This window comes from Agromyces bauzanensis, from assembly GCF_014645655.1.
Lineage (GTDB): Bacteria > Actinomycetota > Actinomycetes > Actinomycetales > Microbacteriaceae > Agromyces > Agromyces bauzanensis.
In genome coordinates, this window is record NZ_BMMD01000002.1 from 198,872 (window position 1) to 224,847 (window position 25,976).

The 25,976-nt window shown below is 68.5% G+C and carries 19 protein-coding genes; 10 read left to right on the plus strand and 9 right to left on the minus strand.

All coding sequences use genetic code 11. The annotated features are described in order from the left end of the window. Positions 1-53 precede the first annotated feature (53 nt). From IEX31_RS03200 to IEX31_RS03210, 3 genes are read left to right on the plus strand one after another with little or no spacing between them, the layout of a single operon-like run. Positions 54-926 carry a glycosyltransferase family 2 protein gene (locus tag IEX31_RS03200; RefSeq protein WP_188741991.1) on the plus strand — a complete coding sequence of 291 codons (873 nt, stop codon included), beginning with the start codon at positions 54-56 and terminating at the stop codon, positions 924-926. After that, positions 923-2,107, plus strand: coding sequence for a hypothetical protein (locus tag IEX31_RS03205; protein ID WP_188741992.1), 1,185 nt, complete (start codon positions 923-925; stop codon positions 2,105-2,107). The genes IEX31_RS03200 and IEX31_RS03205 overlap by 4 nt, the downstream gene beginning before the upstream one ends. Beyond that, positions 2,104-3,204, plus strand: coding sequence for a glycosyltransferase family 4 protein (locus tag IEX31_RS03210; RefSeq protein ID WP_188741993.1), 1,101 nt, complete (start codon positions 2,104-2,106; stop codon positions 3,202-3,204). Before IEX31_RS03205 ends, IEX31_RS03210 begins: the two co-directional genes overlap by 4 nt. On the opposite strand, the gene IEX31_RS03215 is transcribed toward IEX31_RS03210, so the two are convergent. The 4 genes from IEX31_RS03215 to IEX31_RS03230 all read right to left on the minus strand — a co-directional run bounded on the left by IEX31_RS03215 (position 3,191) and on the right by IEX31_RS03230 (position 9,848). Beyond that, on the minus strand, positions 3,191-4,390 hold the full coding sequence (locus IEX31_RS03215) for a glycosyltransferase family 4 protein (protein WP_188741994.1): 1,200 nt from the start codon (positions 4,388-4,390) through the stop codon (positions 3,191-3,193). The two genes, IEX31_RS03210 and IEX31_RS03215, sit on opposite strands and share 14 nt — an antisense overlap. Then, complete coding sequence (locus IEX31_RS03220; protein ID WP_188741995.1) at positions 4,387-5,958, minus strand: DUF2142 domain-containing protein; 1,572 nt, start codon at positions 5,956-5,958, stop codon at positions 4,387-4,389. The genes IEX31_RS03215 and IEX31_RS03220 overlap by 4 nt, the downstream gene beginning before the upstream one ends. Before the next feature lie 611 nt (positions 5,959-6,569). After that, the gene (locus IEX31_RS03225; RefSeq protein ID WP_188741996.1) at positions 6,570-8,012 is read right to left on the minus strand and encodes a glycosyltransferase family 4 protein; all 1,443 of its coding nucleotides are present in this window, start codon (positions 8,010-8,012) and stop codon (positions 6,570-6,572) included. Positions 8,013-8,030: 18 nt separating this feature from the next. Then, positions 8,031-9,848, minus strand: coding sequence for a glycosyltransferase family 2 protein (locus tag IEX31_RS03230; RefSeq protein WP_188741997.1), 1,818 nt, complete (start codon positions 9,846-9,848; stop codon positions 8,031-8,033). 118 nt (positions 9,849-9,966) lie between these two features. Between IEX31_RS03230 and IEX31_RS03235 the strand changes: the two genes are divergently transcribed. Then, positions 9,967-11,295 (plus strand): glycosyltransferase, encoded by a 1,329-nt coding sequence (locus IEX31_RS03235; protein ID WP_188741998.1) that lies wholly within the window; start codon positions 9,967-9,969, stop codon positions 11,293-11,295. On the opposite strand, the gene IEX31_RS03240 is transcribed toward IEX31_RS03235, so the two are convergent. Continuing rightward, on the minus strand, positions 11,277-13,196 hold the full coding sequence (locus IEX31_RS03240) for a glycosyltransferase family 4 protein (protein WP_188741999.1): 1,920 nt from the start codon (positions 13,194-13,196) through the stop codon (positions 11,277-11,279). The two genes, IEX31_RS03235 and IEX31_RS03240, sit on opposite strands and share 19 nt — an antisense overlap. A gap of 166 nt (positions 13,197-13,362) precedes the next feature. Between IEX31_RS03240 and IEX31_RS03245 the strand changes: the two genes are divergently transcribed. The 3 genes from IEX31_RS03245 to IEX31_RS03255 are packed head-to-tail and all read left to right on the plus strand — an operon-like array spanning position 13,363 to position 16,387. Beyond that, positions 13,363-14,280 carry an ABC transporter permease gene (locus tag IEX31_RS03245; RefSeq protein WP_188742000.1) on the plus strand — a complete coding sequence of 306 codons (918 nt, stop codon included), beginning with the start codon at positions 13,363-13,365 and terminating at the stop codon, positions 14,278-14,280. 2 nt (positions 14,281-14,282) lie between these two features. Then, positions 14,283-15,512, plus strand: a complete 1,230-nt coding sequence (locus IEX31_RS03250; RefSeq protein WP_188742001.1) for an ABC transporter ATP-binding protein — start codon at positions 14,283-14,285, stop codon at positions 15,510-15,512. Beyond that, entirely contained in the window at positions 15,509-16,387 is an 879-nt protein-coding gene (locus IEX31_RS03255) for a glycosyltransferase family 2 protein (RefSeq protein ID WP_188742002.1), read from the plus strand. Before IEX31_RS03250 ends, IEX31_RS03255 begins: the two co-directional genes overlap by 4 nt. Here IEX31_RS03255 and IEX31_RS03260 read toward each other — a convergent pair. Next, complete coding sequence (locus IEX31_RS03260) at positions 16,377-19,163, minus strand: hypothetical protein (protein ID WP_188742003.1); 2,787 nt, start codon at positions 19,161-19,163, stop codon at positions 16,377-16,379. The two genes, IEX31_RS03255 and IEX31_RS03260, sit on opposite strands and share 11 nt — an antisense overlap. 141 nt (positions 19,164-19,304) lie before the next feature. Here IEX31_RS03260 and IEX31_RS03265 point away from each other — a divergent pair, with 141 nt between their 5' ends. After that, positions 19,305-20,264: a glycosyltransferase family 2 protein gene (locus IEX31_RS03265; RefSeq protein WP_188742119.1), complete on the plus strand. Its 960-nt coding sequence runs from the start codon at positions 19,305-19,307 to the stop codon at positions 20,262-20,264. Here the strand turns inward: IEX31_RS03265 and IEX31_RS03270 are convergent. After that, positions 20,234-22,291 carry a glycosyltransferase gene (locus tag IEX31_RS03270; RefSeq protein WP_188742004.1) on the minus strand — a complete coding sequence of 686 codons (2,058 nt, stop codon included), beginning with the start codon at positions 22,289-22,291 and terminating at the stop codon, positions 20,234-20,236. The two genes, IEX31_RS03265 and IEX31_RS03270, sit on opposite strands and share 31 nt — an antisense overlap. A 190-nt stretch (positions 22,292-22,481) precedes the next feature. On the opposite strand from IEX31_RS03270, the gene IEX31_RS03275 reads away from it, so the two are divergent. Both IEX31_RS03275 and IEX31_RS03280 read left to right on the plus strand, forming a co-directional pair. Then, positions 22,482-23,465, plus strand: a complete 984-nt coding sequence (locus IEX31_RS03275) for a GDP-mannose 4,6-dehydratase (RefSeq protein ID WP_188742005.1) — start codon at positions 22,482-22,484, stop codon at positions 23,463-23,465. Between the two features lie 5 nt (positions 23,466-23,470). Beyond that, positions 23,471-24,445, plus strand: coding sequence for a GDP-mannose 4,6-dehydratase (locus IEX31_RS03280; protein WP_188742006.1), 975 nt, complete (start codon positions 23,471-23,473; stop codon positions 24,443-24,445). A 36-nt stretch (positions 24,446-24,481) separates the two neighbouring features. On the opposite strand, the gene rfbA is transcribed toward IEX31_RS03280, so the two are convergent. Continuing rightward, a complete protein-coding gene (gene rfbA, locus IEX31_RS03285; RefSeq protein ID WP_188742007.1) occupies positions 24,482-25,351 on the minus strand; it encodes a glucose-1-phosphate thymidylyltransferase RfbA in 870 nt (289 codons plus the stop codon). 3 nt (positions 25,352-25,354) lie between these two features. Next, a complete protein-coding gene (locus tag IEX31_RS03290; RefSeq protein ID WP_188742008.1) occupies positions 25,355-25,966 on the minus strand; it encodes a dTDP-4-dehydrorhamnose 3,5-epimerase family protein in 612 nt (203 codons plus the stop codon). Between the last annotated feature and the right edge of the window lie 10 nt (positions 25,967-25,976).

Genomic DNA, 25,976 nt, shown 5'->3' on the forward strand with positions numbered 1-25,976 from the left:
GAGGGATCCTGTCGGTACGCGAGGCGGCCTCCCCATCGTACAGAATGGGTGCGATGGATCTGGGTCTCGTGGTCTCGACGCTCGGGCGCACGGAGCCCTTGGAGCGCCTGCTGCGCTCCCTCGCCGGGCAGGTCCGATCGGGCGACCGGCTCGTGATCGTGTCGCAGGACCGCCTCGGCGACGTCGAGGCCCTGGCCACCCGCTTTCGCGGCGACCGCTTCGCGATCGACGTCACCGCCTCGGAGCGTGGCGCCTCCCGCGGCCGCAACGCCGGCGTCGCGGCACTCCCACCCGGTGATCGCCTCCTGCTGTTCCCGAACGACACGACCTGGTTCCCCGACGGCAGCCTCGACGCCATCCGTGCGGCGGGTCCTGCGATTGAGGCCGGCGCGCTCACCGTGGTCGACGACCACGGGCCGAAGTTCACGCTTCCCTCGCCCGGCGCCCCGCTCGACCGATGGAACGTCTGGAGCGTCATCGAGATGGGACTCGTCATGCGTCGCTCGCTGTTCGACGAGCTCGGCGGATTCGATCCCGAACTGGGCACGGGCGCGCCCACTCCCTGGCAGGCGGGCGAAGCGACCGACCTCCTGCTCCGGATGCTACGACGGCGCCCCGATCTCGCACGCTCGTTCGCCTGGCTGCCGTCCGACGTGACCGTCGGCGGAGTCGCCGACCCCGCCGGACTCTCGACGGCAGAGCGTCGACGGAAGCTGCGCGCCTACGGGCGCGGTCTCGGCCGACTCGTGATGCGGCACCGGTACCCGTGGTGGTGGCGTTTCGCGTTCCTCTTCGGCGGCCTCGCGTTCGGCCTCAGGCACCGGGCGACCAACACGCCCGCCGATGGCTGGTGGGTGTTCCTCGGCCGCGCCGAGGGCATGGTCGGACGCACCATCGGCGGCCCGACCGAGGCGGTGTCCCGGTGACGGAGCCCATGCCCGCCCCCCTGCGGCTTCGGCGCGCGACGCTGAGCCTCATCACGCTGCTCGGCGGCGTCTCGCTCGCGGTCATCCCCGCCGCGACCGTCTCGATCTCCTCGCGGCTGTTCACCGTCGACGAGCAGGGATTCCTGGCCGTCGCCGTGCTCGTCGCCACGTTCGTCGGCCAGCTCACGTTCGCCATCGTGGTGGAGTCGCGGCTGAGCTCTGCGGCGACCGAGCGACGTGTCGTGTTCCCGCTCTGGCTCGCGGCGGTCTCGATCCTGACCGCGTTCGTGCTCGCCATCGTGCCGCCGAACGCCCTGGCACTGGCCATCGGCCTGCCGATCCTCATCGCCGCGCTCGAGGTCGGACGCGGGGTCTCGGTCGCCGAGCGACTCGATCGGCGCGAGATCGCGGCATCCGTCGCCGTCGGGCTGGGTGCCCTCGTCGGCGTGCTCGCCGGATTCGCCGGGCAGACCTGGGCGCTCATCCCCCTCGTCGTCGGCATCGCGGCGGCAACGATCGTCCGCAGCCTGCCCGTCACGCACCGGCCGAGCCGGCCCGAGCCGGCGGTGATGGGATGGGTCGTGGCCGACACCGCGATCACCGGAGTCATCTACCCGCTGCTCAACGCCATGATCCTCACGTTCCTCGGTTCAGCCGACGCCGTGCTCTTCACGTCCATCGCAACGGTGTCGGGCCTCCTCGCCATTCCGTTGAACTTCATGCGGCTGCGACTCCTGAAGGAGCACTCGCGACTCGACATCGCGGTCTCCGCGGCGTCGGTACTCGCCGCGGTCGCGGCCCTGCTCGTGCTCGAGCTCGTCGGCGCGTTCGGGTTCATCTTCGGCCCTGCGTGGACGGAGTCCGCGACCATCGTGCCGCTCCTGCTCGCCTGCGCGTGGCGCGCGGCCTCGCTCGCGACGACGATCCCCTTCGCAGCGCTGCGCCGCGCCGGCGAGGTGCGCCTGCTGACGGGCCTGCGGGCCGCGGTCTCCGCGCTCACGTTCGTGTTCGCGGCGGCGGGCCTCGCCCTCGACGACCTCGCCGCGGTCTTCCTCGGGCTCCTCGTCGCCGAGCTCGCGTCCGCCGTCGTGTACGAGGTCGCGCGCCGTCGTCGGCTGGCGCGCACCATCCGCGAGGCGGCCGACGCCGACGCCGGAGCCGGAGCCGGAGCCGACGCGTGACCCGCGTGCTCGTCGACCTGCTCTTCTTCACCGGGCGGAAGGGCGGCATGGAATCGTACGCCCGCGAGATCTACTCGCGCCTTGCGGCCGACGACCCCGAACTCGAGTACGTCGCCTTCGCATCGAGCGAACTCGCCGTGCAGGGGGCGCCGTGGTTCCCGGGCCGCGTGATCGATTCCGGCGTGTCCGGCGAGGACCGCATCGCGTGGGCGCGCGGCGAGCTCTTCGCCGTCTCCCGCGCAGCACGGCGGCTCGGCGCCCACGTCGTGCACTGCCCCGCGAACTTCGGTCCGCTCCGCTCGCGCGTGCCCGTGGTGCTCACGGTGCACGACCTGCTCGCGTTCCGGCACCCCGAGTACGTGCCCGGCGCGTACTCGCGGGTCCTGCGCACCATGATCCGCGCGGCCGCGCGCACCGCCCGCCGCATCCTCACGGTCAGCGCCGCGTCGCGCGACGACATCGTGGAGTTCCTCGGCGTGCCGGCCGGCCGAGTCGTGGTGACGCCGCTCGCCGGGTCGGCGCCGTCAGCGGTCGAGCCGATACCTCGACGCCCGGCGCAGCTGCTCGCGGTCGGCAACCGGATGCCGCACAAGGGATTCGAGACCCTGCTCGACGCGCTCGCCCGGATCGAGCCCGCACACCGCCCGACGCTCGTGATCACGGGCAGCCACGGCGACGATCCGCTCGCTCCCGTCGTCGAGCGCCTCGGACTCGGCGGCCACGTCGACCTTCGCCGATGGCTGAGGCCCGACGAGCTCGACCGGCTCTACGCCGAATCGACCGCGCTCGTCTTCCCGACCCGGTTCGAGGGCTTCGGCCTCCCGCCGCTCGAGGCGATGTCCCGTGGCTGTCCCGTGATCGTGTCCGACATCCCCGTCCTGCACGAGGTCGCGGGCGACGCCGCGGTCTACGTGGATCCCGCCGACCCCGACGCGATCGCGCGCGCGATCCGGGCGGTGCTCGACTCACCGGCCGAGCGCGAACGGATGTCGCGTGCCGGCCTCGCCCGAGCGGCCGCGTTCTCGTGGGAGCGAACGGCCGCGGCGACGCGGGCAGCGCTGCTCGGTGCGGCGAGCGTGCCCGTCACCGAGCCCTGATCGCCCGCCACCGTTCGAGGAGCTCGCCGACCGAGCGGTCGAGCGAGCGTTCCCTGCGCTCGCGGGCGAACCATGCCGCGGTGGAGCTGCGCAACTCGGCGCCACCGGTGACCGCGCGCGCGATCGCGTCACCGAGCACGTCGGGAGCGACGGATGCCGCCACGAAGCCGTTCTCGCCGTCGACGACGAGTTCGGCTGCCGCATTGTCCTCCCCGGCGACGACGACCGACGGCGTGCCATGGGCGGCGGCCTCCGCGACGACCAGGCCGAAGCCCTCGCGAGCCGACGGGTTGACAAGCACGGCGGACGCGCCAAGGAGGCGCTCGAGCTCGTCATCGTCGACCCTGCCGAGCAACTCGACGACCTCCTCGACACCCGCGGCGGCCGCCGCGGCCCGGACCTGCTCCGTCGCCGGCCCGGTGCCCACGACGCGCGCCCGCAGTCGCGGCAAGCCCCGGCGAGCGGCCGCCAGCGCCGCGGGCAGCGAGTCGAGGCGCTTGTCGGCGATATGGCGTCCGATGAACAGCAGGTACGGGTCGGCTTCGTCCGCGATATGCGCCGACTCGTCGGCACGGCCAGTCGATGCTTCCACGGGAGCACGCGGGGGCCCGGCCAGATCGAGCAGTCCCAGTACGATCGGATCCGCCTTGGGGCGGGCGGCCCGCAGCTTCGCCCGGGTGAACCCGCTGTTGACCGTGATGATGTCGCCGATCCGCACCGCGAACCACTGCAGCACGGCGGCGACCGTGCCCGTCGCCGAACCTGCGTACGCGCGCCACTTTCGCGACGACCAGACCTCGAGCCAGTCGACGGCGAGCACAGTGGGGCGACCGACCAGGGCGGAACGAACGGCGAACACGTTGAGCACTGGAAGCGCAGCCACGATCACGAGGTCGTAGTCGCGCCGGTGTCGCGCGAAGTGCCGGAACAGCCCGAGCGCGAACGCGATGGCGCTCCGGGTCGTGCGCGAACCCGCGGCGTCGTAGATCTCGCCGTGCCAGACCGACACGATGTCGAACGGCGCGTGGGGTACGGCATCCTGGGTCCACTGTCGCCGCGTCACGTAGGTGACGTGCGCGCCCCGCTCGCGCAGGAGTTCGGCCATGCGCCGGTAGACGCGCTCGCCACCACCGGTGTTGACCGGGAACAGACAGTCGTAGGCGATCGCGACGCGGGGCGCGCTCATGCCGCGACACCCCGCACCGGCTCGGGACCGGCGGCGGATGCCACTGCCTCGTCACGTGCGATCGAGGCGGCCGTGCGGCCGAGCGACCCGATGAACACGGCGTAGGCGAGCGACACGAGCGAGTAGAGCCCGACGAGCAGCGGCCAGCCGCCCGGTGGCTGCCACTCCGGTGCCAGCCACATGGCACTGATCGGGTCGTCGAGGCCCACGACGTAGCGGTACATCGTGAAGAGGAACGCGAATGCGCCGAAGCCGCCGATGAGGATGCCTCCCGCCCACGTGTATCGCGAGGCGAGGAACTCGACGCGACGTGCGTGGCGCGACGAGAGCATCCAGGCGGCGACGATGAGTGCGCCGAGGTAGAGGAAGAGTCCGTATCGCCCCTGCCAGATGATGCCGGTCTGCGAGACCGAGCGCGCTTGCACCAGGGCGGGCACGATGATGCACGCGACCAGCATCCCGGTGAGAACCGCCGCCGTGCGCCGGTCGGCCGAACCGAACGCGAGGAAGAGCAGGGCACCGATCACGGCGACGACGAGCCAGTAGGACCAGGCGGGCAGGTAGGTGTCGAACCAGCCGAACACCCCGATCGACTGCTGCAGGTACTCGGGCGTCTGCCGGATCATGTACGCCAGGCCCGCCAGGAAGCTTCCGCCCACGAGCGGCGCATCGCCCACTTTCGCCTGACTCGACAGGCTGCCACCGAAGAAGGTCCAGACGAGCGAGAAGACACCGAAGGCCGCAATGATCGCGAGCCAGATGTAGCTGCGCCCCGTCGTGAAGAGCCGGCGAACCGGCGCCCAGCCGACCACGAGGGCGGCGAGCGCCACGATGACGGCCAGCCAGAGCGGGCCGAGCGCCCGTGCGGTCGCCAGCGCGGCGGCGGCCACGGCGGTGACGGCCCACAGGTACGTGCGCGAGTACACGATGCGGTCACCTGCGATGTCGGGCGCGTGCGACTCGAACAGGCGCAGAACCGCCATCCAGAGAGCTGCGGATGCCGCGATCTCGAAGCCGTTCGGGTTCACCGCGCCCATGAGGTACACGCACATCGGCGTCGCGATGAACGCGACGCCGAGTGGCATCCAGGTCACCGCGCGTCCCGCGAGCGCGAGCTGGAACATCGCGCCGACGAGGAGCGCTCCGATGAGCGCGCTGACGACGCGCATCGCAATGATGCCCTCGGCGCCGCCGAGGAGCAGCGAGGGCCAGCCGACGAGGGCGTAGTACAGGGGGTTGTACGCGCCCACCCATGTGTTGAACCAATCGGCGCCCCGGTCGCCGCCGAGCTCGGCGCCGCAATCGGCTGCGCGATTCTGGTCGAAGGCGAAGCAGAGCAGGTTCGGGTCGTAGCGGTACTCGTCGGGCAGGTCCACGACCAGGTGGAGGACGCCTTCGACCTCCTCGCCGATCACCTGGCCTCGCGCCTGCGCGATCGCCTTCGTGGCATGCGCGTTCTCGTCGGGCACCGAGAACACCGGACTCGCGAACGCCCAGAGGATCCCCAGCAGCGCCGTGAGCACGAAACCGATGAGTCCGGCGCGATTCGCCCGTGCGCGGACTTGCACGCGTCGCGACGGTCCATTCAAGAGTGCTCCCTGTCGCTCTGGCGGCATGACCGACCGATTCTAGCAACGAGGGAGCGCCCGTGTCGCCGGACACCGCCTCCGTGTCGTCTCATCCGACGGTGACAGTGCGAATCCGTCGACGTACATGGCGTCCCGACGGGTGAGCGCTCCCTTAGCCGTCGCCGCCGGCACGCTGCTGATTGCAGCGTCACAGAAGACGGGTGATGGGGGTCATCGATAAGGGATGGGGGACGTCTCGCATCGGTGCTCGCGTCTGCGGCCCTCTTGGCTACGTTGCTCGTGAGTGCCTCGGTGTCGCACCCTGATCTCGCCGTCGCCATCGACGGCTCCCAATTCCGGCCCGGGAACATCATCAGCGACGCTGTCTTCTACAACTCGGGGTCGATGTCCGAGACGCAGATCCAGGCCTTCTTCAATCAACGAGTCCCCACGTGCCCGGACGGGGGTACGTATGCCTCAAGGATTACCGCGAGACCACCACGAATCAGAGTGCGAAGGTCGAGGGATGCGCTGCTTACACGGGGCGCAACAGCCTCGCGCAGTTCCCGACCGAGTCGCCGATCCCCTGACACGAGACGCTCCCCGCGGCGTCAGCTGTTGCTTCGCCGGACCCCGACCTTGCGCTCGAGCCGCTGCCAAGTCTTCGCCGCCGCCGCCCGAGGTCCACCGACCCGGAGGTGATGCACCACTCGCTCGAGGTCGCGACGCCATCCCGCCGGAGCCTGGCGACGCATGATAAGGGACGCCCCCACCGCTCGCCCCGTGCCCGAACGGTCGGCCGCATGCCCGGCATTACGGCAGAACTCCGTCAACCCGGCGAGCGTGCGCTCCCAGCGGAAGGCCTCACGGGCACGGGTCACATTCGCCGCCGCCGCGGCGTGCACCGCGTCGTCGTACAGGACCGATTCGAGCGCCGCCGCGAGCGCCTCGACATCGGAATCGGGCACGACGCCGCCGAGCCCCTTTGCAGCCACGAGTTCGGCGAACGCGTCGCCGTCGGTGGTCACGATCGGGAGCCCCGCCCAGAGGTAGTCGAGGATCCTAGTGCGGAACGAGAACGTGGTCTCGATGTGCTGGAAGTGCGTCGACACGCCGGCGTCCGCCTCGAGCAGGTAGTTCTGGCGGTCGGCGTACTCGACCCATTGTTCGTTGAAGAAGACGTGCGTGCCAAGCACGCCGAGCTCGGCCGCCAGCGCCAGGGACCGGCCCACGACATCCATCTCGGGGACATCCGGATTCGGATGCGCAACGCCCATGAAGAGCAACCGGACGTCGTCGTGCCGTTTCGCCACTGCCGCGATCGAACGGATCAGCGTCTCGGGATCGAACCAGTTGTAGATGCCGCCCGCCCAGATCACGAGCTTGTCGTCGACGCCGATTCCGGGGATCACGCCCTTCACGGCATTGCGCGTGTGCTCGGGCTCGGCCGCGGGGATCCCGAACGGCGCCACGGTGAGAAGGCGTGCGAGGTCGGCATCCTGGAGATAGGTGAGCGGGTTCACCCTGCCCACGGCGGCGAGCTGGCCGAGCCAGAACAGGCGCTGCCGCTCGCTGGCGCAGAGGAAGAAGTCACCGAGTGCGAGCTGGTGGTTCAGCGCCATCGTCGCGTCGAACACCTGGGAGGTCCAGTGCTCGATCGTGAGACCGCGCCCCTGCTCGAGCTGCTCGAGGTGGATCGGGTCGTAGATGTCGACGACGAGCACCTTCTGGCTGCGCTCCAGCACCGGGAACAACGCGAGCGCATGGCCCTGCAGCACGATGATGTCCGCCCACTCCTCGTGTCGGTTCATCGTGGAGGGGACGTGATGGCTCACCTCGGCGACCTCGAACGGCGCGTCGCGAACCGTGACGCCGTTCGTGCTGACAAGACGGACGTCGTGCTCCGCTGCGAGCTCCGCCGCGATGTGCCATGCCCTGATCGCCGGTCCGGCCATCCTCTCGCCGACCGGGTCGCCGGTGATCACGAGGATCCTCCGGTTCCGACGCGTCGTCGTGGCCACGGATGCCGTGGGGCACTGTTCGTTGCTGTGCATCAGTGAATGGTCCTCCGGTCAGACGTTGGTCTCGGCGGCGGAACGGAGTGCGCGAGCGGCTTCGCGCGGGGCCGCCGACGCGATTCGACGAGCCGACTCGAACCCGTTCTCTGCGAGTTCGGCGTGGACCGCGTCGTCATCGAGCACGTCGGTGAGCGAGCGCGCGAGCGCGTCGATGTCGGCGAAGAGCAGGGCGTTGTAGCCATCGAGCACCTCGTACATCGTGCGCGGGTTGGGATGCGAGAGGTAGGCGGCGCCCATCGACATGAGTGCGAGCGGGACGAGGCTGTTGTCCGCCTCTGCGAACGAGACGATGGCTCGTGGGGATGCCTGACGGAGTTCCTCGAGCGCCGCGAGCGTCGCCGGAACCTCCTCACGATGCTGGACACGTGCGCCCGCCGTTCCCACCACGCGTTCGACGACCGCACGGGCCGCGGCATCCGCCCCGATCGTCACGACGAGGTCGCGCTCGGCGAGACCGCCGTCAGCTTCTTGGGGCGTCAGCGCCGGCGCGATCCGGGCGTGGGTCTCCCAGGCCGCCTCGGCCTGGAGCTGCCCGCGGGTCCACCGATCGGGCGCGAGGTACTCGAACTCCGGCCTGTACCGCGACACGATCGCGGCCTGGCGCGCCGGGTCATTCGGGAACGCGCCGCTCTCGACCGTGGGCAGGAGGTATACCGCCTTGCCGCGGTCGACGGCCGCGAGCCAGACCGTCTCGGCCACGCTCCAGTCGCACGCGACGACCAGCCCGCCGCGATCGGCGAGCGCGGCGACGAGCGCCTCGTCGACGTGACCGCCGTCGACCCGGTGCACGACCGCGTCGAACCCTTGCCCCTCGAGGTCGTCGGCCAGCGCGGCCACGTAGTCGCCCCAGAGCGCGCGGGCGCCGCCTCCGATGACAAAGTCAACGCGGGTCGCGTCGACCTCCCTGGTGAGGAACTCATCCCGCCAGCGTCGCCAGAACTTGCGCATCGACGCCAGCTCACGTCGGCCCTGGCTGTACCCGCGACTGGCCGACTCGTGGTGCACGAGCATGGCGGCGGGCTGGTAGTAGCAGCGCACGCCCTCCACCCAGGCCGCGAGCCCGTAGTCGACGTCTTCGAACCCGAGCCAATACGAGCCGTCGAGCAGTCCGACCCGTCCGAACGCCTCTCGCGTGATGTACACGCACGCGCCAGAGATGGAGCGGTTGTATCCGGCGACGTTCGCCGCGGGCTTCGTGGCGGGCGCGCCGACGTGGAGGTGGCCGAACCACTGCGGCGCCAGGACCCGGGCCCAGTAGGTGCCGGCGTACTGGATGCGTCCATCAGGGTAGACGAGCTTCGGACTCACCATTCCGATCTTCGGGTCGATCTCGTAGGCGCTGTACTGCAACGCCTCGAGCCAACCCGGCTTCGCCACGATGTCGCTGTTCAGCAGCACGATGTCGTGCCGGGCCTCCGACATGCCGATGTTCACGGTGCCGGCGAACCCGAGTCGTTCTTCCTTGAGGATGACACGTACGCGGTCGGTCTCGAGCTCCTTGAGCCGGCGCGAGTTCTCGGGCTGGCAGTAGTCGTCGACGATGATGACCTCGAGTTCGAACCCCTCGCACGTCGTATCGACGCTCGCGAGGCACTCCGTGAGGAGCGGGAGATCGTTGTAGCTCGGGATGACGATGCTGACCGGGCGCCGGTGGGCCCGCGTCCACCGCACCATTTCCTCGTTCGCACTCAGCCCTCTGGTGTTGAGAGTATAGAGGGGCTTCGATCCGAACGCCCGCGCGAGCCCACGGAGTCGGTTGGGCAGTCGTGCGTAGATTCGACGCGCGATGGCGACCGGAAGGTTTCGATTCATCGGCAAGCAGCATCCAATACCCGGAGAGAACAGACCACCCATGGTACCCAGCCCCGATCGGCAACCCGAAACACGACGACGCGTCCTGGTCGTCGCGCCCGATGTGGTCGGCGCACGCATGGCCGGTCCGGGTCTGCGGTCCGTCGCGATCGCCCGCGAACTTGCGGACCACGTCGACGTGACCTTCGCGATCGGCGTCGAGGGCAGTGGAGCGGTCGATTTCGACGGCGCCCGGGTGCGCGTCGTCCAGTACGCCGATCGCGCCGGACTCGAGGAGCTCGTGCTCGACTCCGACGCGGTGTTCTGCCAGTTCATCGACACCAACGTGGTGCGCGTCGCTTTGCCGCGGGGCGTCCGGTTCGTCTACGACCTGTACAACGCGCTCCCCGTCGAGACCGTCGGGTCGGATCGCATCAGCGGGTTCGACACGCAACCCGAGATGGATCGCGAGTTCGCCGAGCTGCTTCGCTACTTCCGGTTCGTCAGCCGTACCGGCAGCTATTTCGTGACGTCGAACGAGCGTCAGCGTGACTTCTGGCTGGGCTACATCATGGCGTCGGGCGGCCTGACGCCGAGTTCGCTCGGCGGCCGTGACATCGACGGCCTGATCGGCCTCGCCCCGTTCGGCGCCGAACGCGACGAGCCCCGCCAGCGCCGGCACGGACTCCGAGGCGCGCACGGCATCACGGACGATGACTTCGTGATCGTCTGGGCCGGCGGCATCTGGGACTGGTTCGATGCCGAGACAGCCATCCGCGCGATCGCCCGGATCTCCGAGTCGATGCCGCGGGTCAAACTCGTCTTCTACGGCACCGTGCACCCGAACGCCGCGATCGGCCGGCCGAAGTCGGTGGATCGCGCACGTGCCGTGGCCGAGGAGCTCGGGGTTCTGGGCACGCAAGTCGTCTTCCTCGACGAGTGGGTGCCGGCCGCGTCACGTGCGGACTACCTCCTCGATGCGGACGCCGCGTTGTCGGGGCACCGCGAGTCCCTCGAGACGCGTTTCGCGTTCCGCACCCGGATCCTCGACCACTTCTGGGCGGGGCTGCCGAGCCTCGTCACCGAGGGCGACTGGTTCGCAGACTACATCGGGGCGAACCGGCTCGGCCTCGTCGTGCCGTGCGAGGACATCGACGCGATGGAGTCCGCGATCCTGCGCCTCGTGGACGACCCCGCCCTCATGGCGGAACTGCGCGGCAACGTGGCCGCGATCAAGGACTCGTGGCGCTGGCCGGCGACCACCCGACCGCTCATCGAGGCGCTGACCGAGCGGTTCGACGTGCTGCCCGTACGCTGGCTCCCGTCCGAACCGGAGGCGGCCCCGGCACCGACGCCTGGTCCCCCGCCCGGCCTGACGGCACGGATCCGAGCGCGTCTCGCACGCGGGCCGGTCGGCCGGGCCTGGCGCGGCGCGCGGCGGCGCCTCGCTCAGCGCAAGCGGTCGTAGTACGCGGCGATCTGCTCCATCACGACCGCCCAGGCGTACCGCTCGGCGGTCTTCAGCCCGGCGGCGCGGAGACGATCACGCTCCGCCGGGTCCGCGAGGAGCTCACGGACCGCGCGCGCCAGGCCCTCGACGTCGTGCTGCTCGACCAGCACGCAGTTCTCACCGGGAATGCAGAAGTCGCGATTTCCGTGCGAGTCCGTGGTGATGACGGGACATCCGGCCGCCATCGCCTCGATCAGGGGGAGGCCGAAGCCCTCGTGCAATGACGTCTGCACGAAGACGGTCGCGCGGTTGTAGAGCACGTTGACCGCGGCATCCGACGGCCGGACGACATACTCCGTCCGGTCGTCCTCGAGGATGCCTGGCTCCGACCCGAAGAGCAGCAGCTGGGGGCGGTCCTTCCCGAGCAGCCGCCACGCGCGCCGTGTCTGCTCGAAGTTCTTCTGGAAGAACGACCGCCCGAGCGCCAAGACGGTTCCCGAGTCGCGCTCGACGTCCTCGAGCGGCTTGAACACCTCGGCGTCGTACCCGCTCGAGATCACGGTCGCGTGCACGCCCACGTCGGCGAGCTCGCCCTGCTGGTACCCGGCGATCGTGAGCGTCGCGAACTCGCGCCGGTAGCTCGCGGCCACGACGGCGCGGACGCCGAGCTCATCGGGATAGAACCAGGTCTCGAACTCCTGCACGTAGTACGCGGGGAGGCCGTGGTTCACGCTGGCCAGCCACACGACCTCGGCGGTCTCCCACCAGGTCGCAACCTTGATGGCATCCTCGCTGCGGAGGGCGAGGAGCAGGTCCTCGTACCCGCGGAACCGCCTCACTCGGACGTCGAGCTCGAACCACGTCGGCTGGCCTTCGAGCGACCAGATCTCTACGTCGAACCCTCGACGTCGCAGGTCGGCCGATTGCTGGAAGACCGTGCGGATGCCGCCGCTGATCGATGTCGCGTTCAGGACGAAGACGATGCGCCGACCCGCGCCGGAGTCGAGTCGCCGGTCGTCGAGCCACGACGCGTGGGCACGGGTCTTCGTCGGAACCGTCAGCTGCCGGATCGGGAAGCGCACCTGCGCGAACGTGAGCGTGCGGATGTTGGCACGCCAGCCGTTCTGGACCCACGCACCGATCTGCTCGTCGAAGGAGAGCCCGGCGATGTCGTTGCGGGAGAGGTCGACACGATCGACGGCGCGTCTCGTCGCGTAGAATCCGTGCACGCCCGCCGTCAGCGAATATCGGGGGATCTCGTTCTGGCGGTAGTCGACGACGGGCTGCTCGACGGGTTCCCACGTCCGGGTCGCCCGGTCGTAGTCGAAGCCCGCCGTCACGATGCCGTCCCGGACGAAAGCGGGCGCCGCGAACCCGACCTCGTTGCCGGCGTGGTACTCGTTCGCCGCGAACTGCAGGCGGATGATGTCCTCGATCGAGACGATCGGCTGTTCGAGGTCGAGGAACAGCACGTCGTTGTGTCGCCAGAACCGCTGCAGGTGCAACCGCACGTCGCCCAGGTCGGTCTCGGCCCGATTGCGGATGGCTGGCAATGCCGTGACGATGTTCTGCACCGACTCGGGCAATCGCTCTCGCTGGGCGTCGGACACGAGGAAGTGGCAGTGCAGGGTGCGGTGGGCGTCCGCCATCCAGGATGCGACCGCTTCGTCGGTTTCACTGAGGAGCACGATCGCCATCGGCCTGCGGTGCAGGAGGTGCCAGTTGAGCGCCGCGGCCAGCGTGAGCGCGGTGCTGATGCCGTTCGGGAAGGTCTTGCCGCTGATCGCCGCGGAGCGTTCCCTCCGGCGGTACTGAGCCAAGCCGCGCGGGCCGTGCCTCACGAGCAGCTCGACCTCGTGGCTGTGGGAGCCGATGGCGTCGACGGCTCGCGACAGCGCGTCCAGTGCGAATCGTCCCAACCGTCGAAGCATGTGTCCCTTTCGATGTCTGATCCGTCATCGGCGCGGCCACACCGAGGTGGCTTCGCCACCGCCCTCGGTTCACGTTCCCCGTCGAGTGTACGGGTCTTGCACAGAATGACCCCCGAGCGACTGGATAGGATGCAGTGTTCGGGAGGAGAGGTCCATGGGTTCAGCCGCGACGTCAGCGGTGACGCAACGCGTGATCGACGAACCGCTGCGCGAGGTCGGTCGGGTCAACGGTCGTGGTCGGAGCACGTGGTCCGCAGTCCGCGAGATCCTCGCGTACCGTCAGCTCCTCGGCCGGCTCGTCAGCCGGGAGCTGCGCGCGAAGTACAAGAACAGCAGCCTCGGTGTCGTATGGTCGCTCATGCGCCCGCTGGCGCAGCTGATCATCTACTACGTTGCTATCGGCCAGTTCCTCGGTGCGGCGCGCTCGATCCCCGACTTCGCGGTCTTCGTGTTCACCGGACTTACCGTCTGGGGCCTCTACAGCGAGATCGTCAATGCCGGCACGACGTCGATCGTCGGCAATGCCGGTCTCATCAAGAAGGTCTACCTGCCGCGCGAGATCTTCCCGCTCGCGAGCGTCGGCGGCGCCCTCTTCAACTTCCTGGTGCAGTTCGCAATCCTCGTCGCGGCGACCTTCGTGCTCGGCCGTCCGCCGTTCCACGTCGACGTGCTCTATGTGCCGTTGTCGATCGCCATCATCGTCGTGCTCGCGACCGGGATCGCGCTCGTCCTGTCGGCCCTCAACGTGTTCCTCCGCGACGTGGAGCACCTCGTCGAGATCCTGCTGCTCATCCTCTTCTGGGCATCGCCAATCGTCTACTCCGCAGGGTTCGTTCACGGCGCCATCGGCGGGACCTGGCTCGAGGAGCTATATTTCGCGAACCCGGTCACTCTCGCCGTGCTTGGCATGCAGAAGGCAATGTGGGTCGCGGGATCCGAGGATCCCACGCAGTACTGGCCCGACTTCCTCTGGCTGCGGATGCTGATCGCGCTCGCGGTGAGCTTCGTCTTCCTCTGGATCGGCCAGCGGGTCTTCTCCCGTCTGCAGAGTAATTTCGCGCAGGAGCTCTGAGCATGGCGACGGTACAGCACATCGCCCGGGTCGAGCACGTCTCGAAACGGTTCGTCCTCCACAAGGACAAGTCCCTGAAGGACCGTATCCTCTACTTCCGGACCCGGAACCAGTCCAAGACCGATTTCTGGGCGCTCTCCGATGTCAGCATCACCCTCGGACTCGGTGAGACCGTCGGCCTCATCGGCCACAACGGCTCGGGCAAGAGCACGCTGCTGAAGGTCATCGGCGGCATCATCGACGCGACGTCCGGGCGGGTGCTCCGGCGCGGACGCGTCGCGGCGCTCCTCGAACTCGGTGCCGGCTTCCATCCCGACCTGTCGGGTCGCGACAACGTATACCTCAACGCCTCCATCCTCGGGATGACCACCGAGGAGACTGACGCCGTGTTCGATGACATCGTCGAGTTCTCCGGGATCGGCGAATTCATCGATTCACAGGTGAAGTTCTACTCGTCGGGCATGTACGTGCGTCTCGCATTCGCCGTCGCCGTGCACTCCGATCCCGACCTGCTCCTCGTGGACGAGGTCCTCGCGGTAGGCGACGAGCCGTTCCAGCAGAAGTGCATGGCGAAGATCCGGCAGTTCCAGCGCGAGGGCCGGACCATCCTGCTGGTGAGCCACTCCGCCGACCAGGTCGCCGACGTGTGCAGCCGCACGGTCGTGCTCGACGGCGGGCGCATCGTTCATGACGGGAGCGTCGGCGAGGGGATCCGCGTGCTCCGCGAGGGGTACGAACGCGACCGCGTCGCCGCACAGGAGGCGGCAGCGGCCAAGGAGTCGCCGGGCTCGGCGTACGTGGGCGCCGTGACGATCTCCGAGGTCTCGGTGACGGATGGCTCCGGTGAACCGATCGGCAACGACCAGGTCGCCTACGGGACCGACCTGGTCGTCACCATCCATGCAGAGGTGCACGAGCCGGTCGACTGGATCACCGGATTCACCTTCGAGAGCGTGCTCGGCCAGATGGTCTACCGACTGAATACGGAGGGACTCGGGATCGACCTGCCGAGCGCTCCAGGCAGGTATGCCGTCGAGTTCCGGCTTCCCCGGACAAACTTCGGGCGCGACCGCATCATCGTCAGTGCGGGTGCGACAACCCTCGACGGAACCACGATCGCGCTCCTGAATCCCGCCGCCCATCTAGACTTCGAGGAGGACCCGCACGGTGCGGGGGTCATCCAGTTCGCGGCGGTCGGTTCTCTTCGCGACGAGGTCCCCGCGACGACGTGAACGAGCCTGCCAGCGACTCACTCTCGACGCCGAGGCTCGCGATCATCGTCGTCGCGTACCGATCCGACACCGAACTCGACGCATTTCTCGCGAGCGCTGGGAAGGGCTCGTCCGAGCCGGCGGTGCTGATCGTCGCGGACAACCTGCCTTCGGAGGGCGTCGCGGCCACCATCGCAGCCCGGTACGGCGCGGCGTACGTTCCCATGCACGCCAACCTCGGGTACGGCGGAGCCGTCAACGCGGCGGTGGAACTGCTCCCGACGACGATCAAGTGGGTGCTCGTCAGCAACCCCGACGTGATGATCTCCGCTGGTGCGATCGACGAGCTCCTTCGCCTCGCGGGCGGCGATCCCGCGATCGCCAGCGCAGGTCCGCGGATCCTCAACGAGGACGGATCGGTGTACCCGTCTGCACGCGCGGTACCGTCTATCGGGTCCGGCATCGGCCATGCATTGTTCTCCCGCGTCTGGGCTGGGAACCCGTGGACCGCGAGGTACCACAACGGCGAGGACTACTCGCGGGTCCGGGATGCCGGCTGGCTGTCAGGGGCCTGCGTGCTGCTACGACGTTCCGCCTTCGACGCGATCGGCGGCTTCGACCCCGGCTACTTCATGTACTTCGAGGACGTCGACCTCGGGTACCGCCTCGGGCGTGTCGGCTATCGCAACATGTTCGACCCCGCCGCTTCGGTCACCCACCTCGGCGGCCGTTCCACGGCAACCGAGTCGGCCGCGATGCTCCGCGCGCACCATCGCAGTGCCGAGCGCTTCCTCGCCAAGCGGTACGACGGCGTACTTCGCTGGCCGCTTCGCTTCGCGCTGCTGATCGGACTCCGGACGCGGCTGTTCGTCGCGGAACGCCGGCTCAGTCACTGAGCCGCCCCCTACGGGCGCGGACGGTCCGGATGACTCCCGCCGCCGCGATCACCAGCAGCACGATCGCGGCCGACATCGTCGCCCAGCTCCCGGTGACGAGGCCGGGAGTGCGATACCGCACCTCCACGCTGTGGGTACCGGACGAGACGAACACCGCACCCGCCGCATGGTCCGCCGACGCGATCGTGGTGCTCACACCGTCGATGCTCGCCGTCCATCCGGGTCGACTGAACGAATCCTCGATCACGAGCCAGCCGGCTCCCTCGGCCTCCACGTCGTAGCGGAAGGTATCCTCCTCGATCTGGTGTGCGTCGATCTCGGCGGTCGAGCCGGCGTCAGGCTCGCGCGCATCGTCCGCGGAATCGAGGATGACGGCCTCGGCGGGCACCGACCCCGCGGCCAGCGCGTCGACCTGGGCATCCGGATCCTCTATGACCTGCTCCTCCGACGCCCAGCGCACGCGCTCGAGGGCGCTCGCCCGCTCGTACACGGTCGCATCCCCGGTGTGGACGATCCGAAGGTCGTCGTCCTCCGGACGCGTGATCCCGATCGCCAGCGCGCCGTCTGCCGACGCGGCCAGCTCGACCGGTGCGTCGATGCCGGAGAGCGTGAGCCGGACCGACCACGGTGCCTCCGTGGGGATGTCGTCGCCGGCGATGGCGATGCTGCGCACATCCGCGAAGGCCCGCACCCACGTGGAGGTCGTCGCCAGGACCGACCCGTCCCCGCCCACGACGTCCGCCTTGATCGTCACTCCGCCGCTTCCGGCCGCCGGCGAGTGGAGGTCCACGCTGATGCCGCGGAGCGGTCCCCGTCCTGTCGCAGAGAAGACCGGCACCCCATCGGATGCCGCGATGGTCGTCGCGGAATCCGGGGTCGACTCGACCGTGCCGACCACGGTGCCCGGGTCTGCGACGAGGAAGCGCACCCCGAGCCGGTCCAGGATGGGCGAACCCGCCGATTCGTCGAGCGTCGCCGCCCGCAGTGTCGAATACGTGGGCGTCGCGAACGAATCCGGATCCACAGCGCGAAGCAGGTCCCGCCACTCCGCGGTGTGGAACGCGTGTCCGCCGACGGACCGTAGTCGGTACGCAGTGTTGGATCCCGGCAACATCGCCTGTTCCACGGTGGCGTAGCGGTCCTGGCCGAGATGCTCTGCGAGGAACTCATGCGTGGCGGTGGTCGCATAGAAGGTCGAATCGCGTGACGATTGCCACCAGACGGAAGTCACACCGAGAGCGGGAACGACGATGAGCACCGGGATCACCGCCGTAACGATCGACCGTGGGAAGAGTCGGAACATCCATGACGACGCGATGAGCACGATGGCGATGCCCGCCCCCACAGCGACGAACATCACCTCCCGCCTCATGAGCAGGTAGCGATCTGCAGGGACCTGGCCGAGCGAGGTCAGCACGAGCGTGACCGCGCAGACGGCAATGGCACCGGCCAGGATGCACCGCACCACGGTCGCCCACGCGACCCGCGCGTGGGCGCGCGATGCGCGGAGCACGGATCGGAGCGGAGCGGGGTCGAGGGCCGCGTGAATGCCGAACGCGGCGAGCACCGCCGCGAAGAATCCGACCATCGCTCGCATCCGCCCGATGTGGTTGCTGGAGAACACCGGCAGTTCGATGAAGGGTGCAAGGAACCCATCGCCGACGTACGTCATCACGATCGCGACGAAGAACGCGACAGTGAAGAACACGGTCGCCCCGTGGCGCGAACGAGCCCGAGTGGGAATGAGGATCGCGACGGCGACGAGCACGAGCACGACCGCACCCAAGTACGAGAAGACCTCCACAGGATGTCCGGGCACCCAGACCCCGACCGGATCCGGACCGCCGTTGAGGTCGGGGACGAGCGCAGATGCCAGTGCGGACCAGGCGAGATGCATTTCCGGCGTCTGGGCGCGCACGTCGAAGTCGATGACCGACGATGCGTTGACGGCGAACGGGACGATTTGCCAGCCAGCGAGGGCGACGCCCAGCACTACCCCGATCGCCGAGACGGCTCCGGACCCGACGACGGCGAGCACGCGCCGACGCACGACGATCGACCGCACCAGCACGTACGCGGCACCGGCGTACAGCCCGTAGCCCGCGATGGCCGGGAATCCGCCGAGCAGAATGGCGGCCACTGCCAGCGCGACCGGCACTGCATCGATGAGTCGCGTTCGCACGGACGCCCGATCGAGGGCCCAGAAGAGCAGCGGGATGAGCGCCGCCACGCGCGTCTGCGGCCAGTTCGTCCAAGCCACCATGAATCCCGATGCCGCGAAGGTGAGGCTCGCGACCGGCCACGCGACGCGTACGATGCCCAGTCGCCGGAGGAAGAGCGACATGCCGACCGTGATCACGACGATCTCGAGGAGCTTCACATATCCAGCGGCCAGTTCCGGCGGAAGCACCCACCATGGCAGGGAGAGCGGCGAGTACGCACCCGAATTCGGCAGACCGCCGAGTTCGGTGCCACCCGCGACGTACTGGTTCCACTCGGCGAAGTCACCAGCACCTGCCTGCTCGCTGAGCAGGATGGTCTGCGGCGCAACCGAATCGATCGTGTCGCCGGTCAGCAGGAGGATGGGGGTCGTGTCCTCCGCGGTCGCGGACCACGGCGCGAATGAGGTGAACCCCTCGGTCCGGAGAAACGTGCCAGCGCCGACGAGCGGCCCGCCGATGCTCAGCACCGTGAACACCACGAGAGCGGCCCAGCCGACCACCTCAGCCCAATGACGTCGTACGACGGATGCCGCTGCAGTGAATCGGCGCTCCACTGGGACGACGGGAGGCGGTGTCACGTCGACTGCTCCATTCTCTCCCGGACATTCGATTATGCCGGACTCGCGTGAGAATCCTCGCACCGGTGCCACCGGGTATCCTTGCAGATCTCCCCCCGTCCTCTTACGAAGGTCCGCATGAAGCTGTTCGTTCAGATCCCCTGCCTCAACGAAGAGGAGACCCTTCCTCTCGTCCTCGAGTCCATCCCGACCCAGATCGACGGGATCGACGAGATCGAGATCCTCGTTATCGACGACGGTTCGACCGATCGCACTGTCGAGATCGCGCGCGCACACGGGGTCCGGCATTTCGTTCGGCACACTCGCAACATGGGACTGGCACGCTCGTTCTCCGACGGCGCAGACTACGCACTGCTCCACGGGGCCGACATCGTGGTGAACACCGATGGGGACAACCAGTACCCACAGGCGCGGATCGGCGATCTCGTCCAGCCGATCCTGGCGGGTGATGCCGATGTCGTGGTCGCGGATCGCCAGACACAGCAGGTCGCCCACTTCTCGCCTTTCAAGAAGCTGATGCAGCGTTTCGGCAGCTGGGTGGTCAACAAGGCTGCAAGCACGAACCTTCCCGACGCCGCAAGCGGGTTCCGCGCTTATTCCCGCGAGTCACTGATCCGCTTGAACGTCGTCACGCGCTTCAGCTACTGCATGGAGACGATCATCCAAGCGGGTTACAAGCGACTCGCCATCACGAGTATTCCCGTCGAGACCAACCCGAAGACCCGGGAGTCTCGACTGTTCAAGAACATGTGGCAGCACATGTTCCAGTCGGGCAGCGCGATCGTACGGGCCTATCTCATGTACCGCCCCTACGTGATCTTCGCGGGGCTGGGCACACTCTTCCTCATCGGCGGCATCATCCCGTTTGTGCGCTATCTCGCGCTCGAACTTGGCGGCGTCGCCGGTGACCACCTCCAGTCGCTGCTGCTCGGCGTGCTGCTCATCACGGGCGCCCTGCTCGCGTTCGCGATCGGCGTCGTCGCCGACCTCACGCGCATCAACAGATCGTTGACGGAAGACCAGCTCGAATTGCTGAAGCGGCAGCGTTACCGCGAGGGTCGCGCCGCCGTGCGCTGAGCCTCGTCCCGCGACGGTCGCAAATCCGCCACCACCTCGTCGAGGTTCTCGCGCAACTCTGACGCCATGGCGTCGACTGAGTAGATCTCTCGCGCCGCGCGCTGGAACGAGCGAGCCTGCTCCGCGCGATCCGGGCCGAGGCTGACCGCCATGATGCAGCGCACCCACGCGGCCGCGTCCTCGCTCGGGACGCGGATCCCGGTGACACCGTCGCGTACGGCGTCGACGAGGCCCTCGCGGTCGGCGGCGATCGTGAACAAACCGGCTTGGCTCGACTCCGTGACGACCAGCCCGAAGCCCTCGACGTCGCCGGGAACGGCGATGTTGGGCTGCACGTAGAGATCGGCACCGTGGAGGACTTCCGTGCGCTCGTCGTCGTCGACAAGGCCGAGCAGGTGCACTCGGCCAGACACGCCCGTCGCCTCCGCCGCCGCAGCGATCGCACCGCGGTCCTCCCCGTCACCGACGATGAGGTAGACGAAGCGGTCGTCGAGCGCCGGCAGCACCATTTCGACGAACCAGCGGACTCCCTTGCGCCTCACCAGACGACCGGTGGTCACGAGCAGGATGTCGGACGGTCGTAGTCCGTATCGAACTTCGAGGCGCTTCCGCGCCACCTCCCGCGAGTACGGCGGGTCGGCCGCCGGGGGAAGGCCGAGGACGACGACATGCACGCGGTCGGGTCGGGCGCCGATCGCGAGGGCCGCTCCGCGGGTCGACTCGCTGATCGCGATGATCCTCGATGCGCGTCGAAGAGCCGGGCGGACCACCATCCGGTAGAGCGGATGGTCGTAGGTCACGTCCAGTCCCATCACCATGGGCACTGCCGCGACTCGGAGCGATCGCGGAATCCAGCCCATTGCCGCCCAGGTGAGGGCGTCTCCGAACAGGATCACCCGATCCCTGCTGAGAAGGCACCGCCAGAAGAGCCGCATCGACGCCACGGGCAGCCACCAGACAAGGTTCCGGTTGTTCCGGCCCAAGGCGATGAGCTCGGTCCGCGTGTCGCCCGCCTGAAGCGCTCTGTGCGTGCTGACCGCCAGGGTCTCCATGCCCCCGATCGAGGGCGGGAACTTGCGCGTGACGAAGAGCGGCGCCGGTGCGGCATCCGGAACCGAGCGCGTCCGTGTGCGCGGACTGATGGTGAACACCAGCATGGCGACGTCGCCGATCGTCATCAGGATTCGATCGACCACCACGATGCTGAGCACGGAGGCGGCGGGAAGGAAGGACCCGAGGGTGAGGCCGAGCACCACCTCGCGCACACCTGCCCCCGCGGGGGCGATGACAGCCGCGAAACCGGAGACCCATGCGATGGCGTAGCTGGCGACGGAGAGGACGAACTCGAATGGCGAGATAGCCTGCGAGGCGGCGACGAGGAGCGCCAGTCCCGTGCCGAGCAGCGCCCAGCTGAGGACGGACCATGCGATGGCCGCCGCGAACGGACGGTATCGGAGCGCCGGCACCGCTTCCCGGCGCATCAGCCTCAGTGCCAAGCCGATGAGGCGATCGAGGATCGGCGGCATGAGGATGACCACGCCGATCGCGAGGAGGACGACCGGCGCCCACCAGTACTGTTCTCGTACAGCGGGAACGAGGAACAGCGCTCCCGTCGAGTACACGGCGCCGACCGTCACGCCGATGAGGAGGGCGATCGTCATAGATGTCACGCTCACGCGCGCCGCCAGTCCGGCGGCACGACCGGTGCGGGCGCTCAGGACGATGGGCCAGATGCCACCGGGGATGTACTTCGCGAGCTGCGACACGAAGAACACGCGGGCCGAATCTCGGTATCCGAGCCGGATGCCGAAAGCGCCGACGACGCTCCGCCACGAGAGCATGTTGACGTACAGGCCGGCGAGGACGCTCGACGCGGCTGCGAACACCAGCCACGGGTTCATCTGCAGCACGGCTGCCGAGAATGTCTCCCAGTTGACGACGACGCTCCACGAGAGCAGCACGATCGTGAGCAGGCCCACGATGATCTGCAACCACGATCGCAGGCGCATCGCCGTCGAGCGTTCCACGGTCGGGTTCGCGGGAGCGTCAGACGTGGAGAGTCCGACAGGGCGCACGCGTGTTCCTCTCATGGTGGACCTGGGTCGGGGCCCGCGCGGGATGGCCTCGGGCTGGGCGATACCCGGTTTGACCCCGGGTATCCTCTGAGTGTACCTCGCACCTCGAAGCGGCTTTCGCTGCGCGAACGAACGGAAGAACATGCCCCGCGCCCTCATCACGGGAATCACCGGCCAGGACGGCTACTACCTGAGCAAGCTCCTTCTCTCGAAGGGCTACGAGGTCTTCGGCCTCGTACGGGGGCAGAACAACCCGAAGATCGACTTCCTGCACGCCGAGCTGCCCGAGGTGAAGATCCTGACGGGCGACCTGCTCGACCTCTCGAGCCTGCTCCGGGCGCTGAACGCCTCGAAGCCCGACGAGGTCTACAACCTCGGCGCGATCTCGTTCGTGGCGTACTCGTGGGAGAACGCCCACCTCACGACCGACGTGACTGCAAAGGGCGTGCTCAACATGCTCGAGGCGATCCGCCTCTACGCCGGGGAGGACGCTGCCAAGGTCCGCTTCTACCAAGCCTCGAGCTCCGAGATGTTCGGCAAGGTGCAGGAGATCCCGCAGAGCGAGTCGACGCTGCTCTGGCCGCGTTCGCCCTACGGCGTCGCGAAGACGTTCGGCCACTACATGACGATCAACTACCGCGAGTCCTACGGCATGCACGCCTCGAGCGGCATCCTGTTCAATCACGAGTCGCCGATGCGCGGACCTGAGTTCGTAACCCGCAAGATCAGCCTCGCAGTGGCCCGGATCGCCGCGGGGAAGCAGGACAAGCTCGTGCTCGGCAACCTCGATGCGCGCCGCGACTGGGGCTTCGCGGGCGACTACGTCGACGCCATGTGGCGGATGCTGCAGCAGGATGAGGCCGACGACTACGTGGTCTCGACCGCCGAGACGCACTCGGTGCGCGAGTTCGTCGACCTGGCATTCCGGCGCGTCGGGATCGAGGATTGGGAGCACTACGTCAGCCAGGACCCTGCGTTCTTCCGCCCCGCCGAGGTCGACGTCCTCATCGGCGACGCCACGAAGGCGCACGAGCAACTCGGCTGGAAGCCGGCGGTCTCCTTCCCCGAGCTCGTCAAGATGATGGTCGACGCCGACGTCGAACGCGTGGCTCGCGGCGAGGTCTAGTCCGGATGCGCACGGCCCTCATCACGGGGATCTCAGGGCAGACCGGCAGCTACCTCGCCGAGCAGCTCCTCGCCGACGGCTGGGCCGTGCACGGTCTCGTGCGCAAGGCCGACGCACGCCGCGACGCCCTTGAGGGGACGGCTCCCGAGGCAGTGCTGCACGAAGGCGACCTGGCGGATGCCGCCCGGCTCGCCGAACTCGTCGACGACGTCGCGCCCGACGCCATATTCAACCTCGGCGGGCTGACGTCCGTCGCCGCTTCCTGGGGCCAGCCGATCGAGACGGAGGCCGTCACCGCGCGCCCGGTGGCCGTACTGCTCGACGCATGCCGGCGACTCCGCGACCGTACCGGGCATCCGGTCGCGTTCGTGCAGGCGTCGAGTGCCGAGATCTTCGGTCATTCCGATGAGGTGCCGCAGCGCGAGTCGACGCCGGTCCGTCCGGTGAATCCCTACGGCGCTGCAAAGGCATACGGGCACCACCTCGTGGGTGCGTACCGGGCCGTGGGACTGAACGCGTCCAGTTGCATCCTCTTCAATCACGAGTCGCCGCGTCGCCCCGAGACGTTCGTCACCCGGAAGATCACCGCCGGCGTGGCGCGCATCCACCTCGGCCTGGAGACGAAGCTCCGCCTGGGCAACCTCGACGCGGTGCGGGACTGGGGCTGGGCGCCCGACTACGCGCGGGCGCTTGCACTGGCCGCCGCACGGCCCGACGACTATGTGATCGCCACCGGCGTTGCGCACTCCGTCGCGGACTTCGTCGCAATGTCGTTCGCGGCCGTCGGGATCACCGACTGGCGCAGCCTCGTCGAGCAGGACCCGGCGTTCATCCGCCCGACCGACGCAGCGATTCAGCTCGGCGACGCGAGCCGGGCGCACGACGCCCTCGGCTGGTCGCCGACGATAGACCTCGAATCCGTCGTCGGCGCAATGGTGGCACACGACGTCGAACGACTGGGCGGCGAGGCGCACGCCTGATTCCCCACGGCCGAGCTCGGCTCGGCTCAGCCCGCTTCAGGAGGCGGTCTCGACCAGGCGGGCGAGGTATCGGCCGTAGCCGCTCTTCTTCAGCGGCTCGGCGAGCGCCGCGAGGCTGGCGGAGTCGATCCAGCCCGCGCGCCATGCGATCTCCTCGATGCATCCGATCTTGAACCCTTGCCGGTCCTCGATGACGCGCACGTACTCCGACGCCTGCATCATTGACTCGAACGTGCCGGTGTCGAGCCACGCGGTGCCTCGGTCGAGCACCTGCACGCGCAGGTCGCCACGCTCGAGGTAACGCTCGTTGACCGTCGAGATCTCAAGCTCGCCGCGGGCGCTCGGCTCGATGGTCTTCGCGATCTGCACGACGTCGTTGTCGTAGAAGTACAGCCCGGGGACGGCATAGTCGCTCTTCGGCTTCGCGGGCTTCTCCTCGATCGAAACCGCCGTGAAGTTCTCATCGAACTCAACGACGCCGTAGGCTGACGGGTCGCTCACCTGGTAGGCGAAGATGACCGCACCGTCGATCTGCTGGTGCTGCCGCAGCGACGAGCCGAGTCCCGTTCCATGGAAGATGTTGTCGCCGAGCACCAGTGCGACAGATTCGATGCCGATGAACTCCTCGCCGATGATGAACGCTTGCGCGAGCCCGTCGGGCGACGGCTGCACCGCGTACTCGAGCCGGATGCCCAGCTGCGACCCGTCGCCGAGCAGTGCGCGGAACTGGTCGTTGTACTCGGGCGTCGTGATGATGAGGATCTCGCTGATCCCGGCCATCATGAGCGTCGACAGGGGGTAGTAGATCATCGGCTTGTCGTAGATGGGCATGAGCTGCTTGGAGATGCCCTTGGTGATCGGCCAGAGCCGCGTGCCGGAGCCGCCGGCAAGAATAATGCCGCGCATCGGTCAGTTCCCCTTGTTGTTCAGCGTGTCGTAGAAGGCCCGAGCAGCATCCCAGGTGGGCAGCAGCCGGGTTGCCGCTGCCTCCGCGAGGCTCGGCGCCTCCGTGTCCTTCGGCGAGAGCAGGAGTTCGCCAGCCTCCTTGGGGAATTCGAGGCCGACCTCGGGGTCGAGCGGGTCGATGCCGTGCTCGCGGGGTGCGTTGAAGGGAGCGGTGACGAGGTAGCTGACGGTCGCGTCGTCACTGAGCGCGACGAAGCAGTGGCCGAGCCCCTCGGCGATGTAGATCGCGCGACGGTCGACCTCGTCGAGAAGCACCGAATCCCACTGGCCGAAGGTCGGCGAGCCCACGCGGATGTCGATCACGAAGTCGAGGACGGCGCCGCGCGTCGCAGTGACGTACTTGGCCTGGCTCGGCGGGATGTCGGCGAAGTGGATGCCGCGGACCACGCCGCGCTTGGAGACCGACGTGTTCGCCTGCGCGAGCGACAGTGAATGCCCGACCGCCTCCTCGAGCGCGTCGAAACGGTACCACTCGAGGAAGAGCCCTCGGTCGTCGCCGAACTGCTTCGGCGTCACCTCGTAGCTGTCGGGAATCTTCAGTTCGCGGATGAGCACGAAGGGGATT

What these genes read in the sequence shown, in the direction of transcription:
- IEX31_RS03215 (WP_188741994.1), bottom strand. Translation starts at nt 4,390, where the DNA reads ATGAGCGCGCCCCGCGTCGCGATCGCCTACGACTGTCTGTTCCCGGTC.
- IEX31_RS03200 (WP_188741991.1), top strand. Translation starts at nt 54, where the DNA reads ATGGATCTGGGTCTCGTGGTCTCGACGCTCGGGCGCACGGAGCCCTTG.
- IEX31_RS03245 (WP_188742000.1), top strand. Translation starts at nt 13,363, where the DNA reads ATGGGTTCAGCCGCGACGTCAGCGGTGACGCAACGCGTGATCGACGAA.
- IEX31_RS03280 (WP_188742006.1), top strand. Translation starts at nt 23,471, where the DNA reads ATGCGCACGGCCCTCATCACGGGGATCTCAGGGCAGACCGGCAGCTAC.
- IEX31_RS03275 (WP_188742005.1), top strand. Translation starts at nt 22,482, where the DNA reads ATGCCCCGCGCCCTCATCACGGGAATCACCGGCCAGGACGGCTACTAC.
- IEX31_RS03265 (WP_188742119.1), top strand. Translation starts at nt 19,305, where the DNA reads ATGAAGCTGTTCGTTCAGATCCCCTGCCTCAACGAAGAGGAGACCCTT.
- IEX31_RS03235 (WP_188741998.1), top strand. Translation starts at nt 9,967, where the DNA reads ATGGCCGGTCCGGGTCTGCGGTCCGTCGCGATCGCCCGCGAACTTGCG.
- IEX31_RS03230 (WP_188741997.1), bottom strand. Translation starts at nt 9,848, where the DNA reads ATGAATCGAAACCTTCCGGTCGCCATCGCGCGTCGAATCTACGCACGA.
- IEX31_RS03225 (WP_188741996.1), bottom strand. Translation starts at nt 8,012, where the DNA reads ATGCACAGCAACGAACAGTGCCCCACGGCATCCGTGGCCACGACGACG.
- IEX31_RS03250 (WP_188742001.1), top strand. Translation starts at nt 14,283, where the DNA reads ATGGCGACGGTACAGCACATCGCCCGGGTCGAGCACGTCTCGAAACGG.
- rfbA (WP_188742007.1), bottom strand. Translation starts at nt 25,351, where the DNA reads ATGCGCGGCATTATTCTTGCCGGCGGCTCCGGCACGCGGCTCTGGCCG.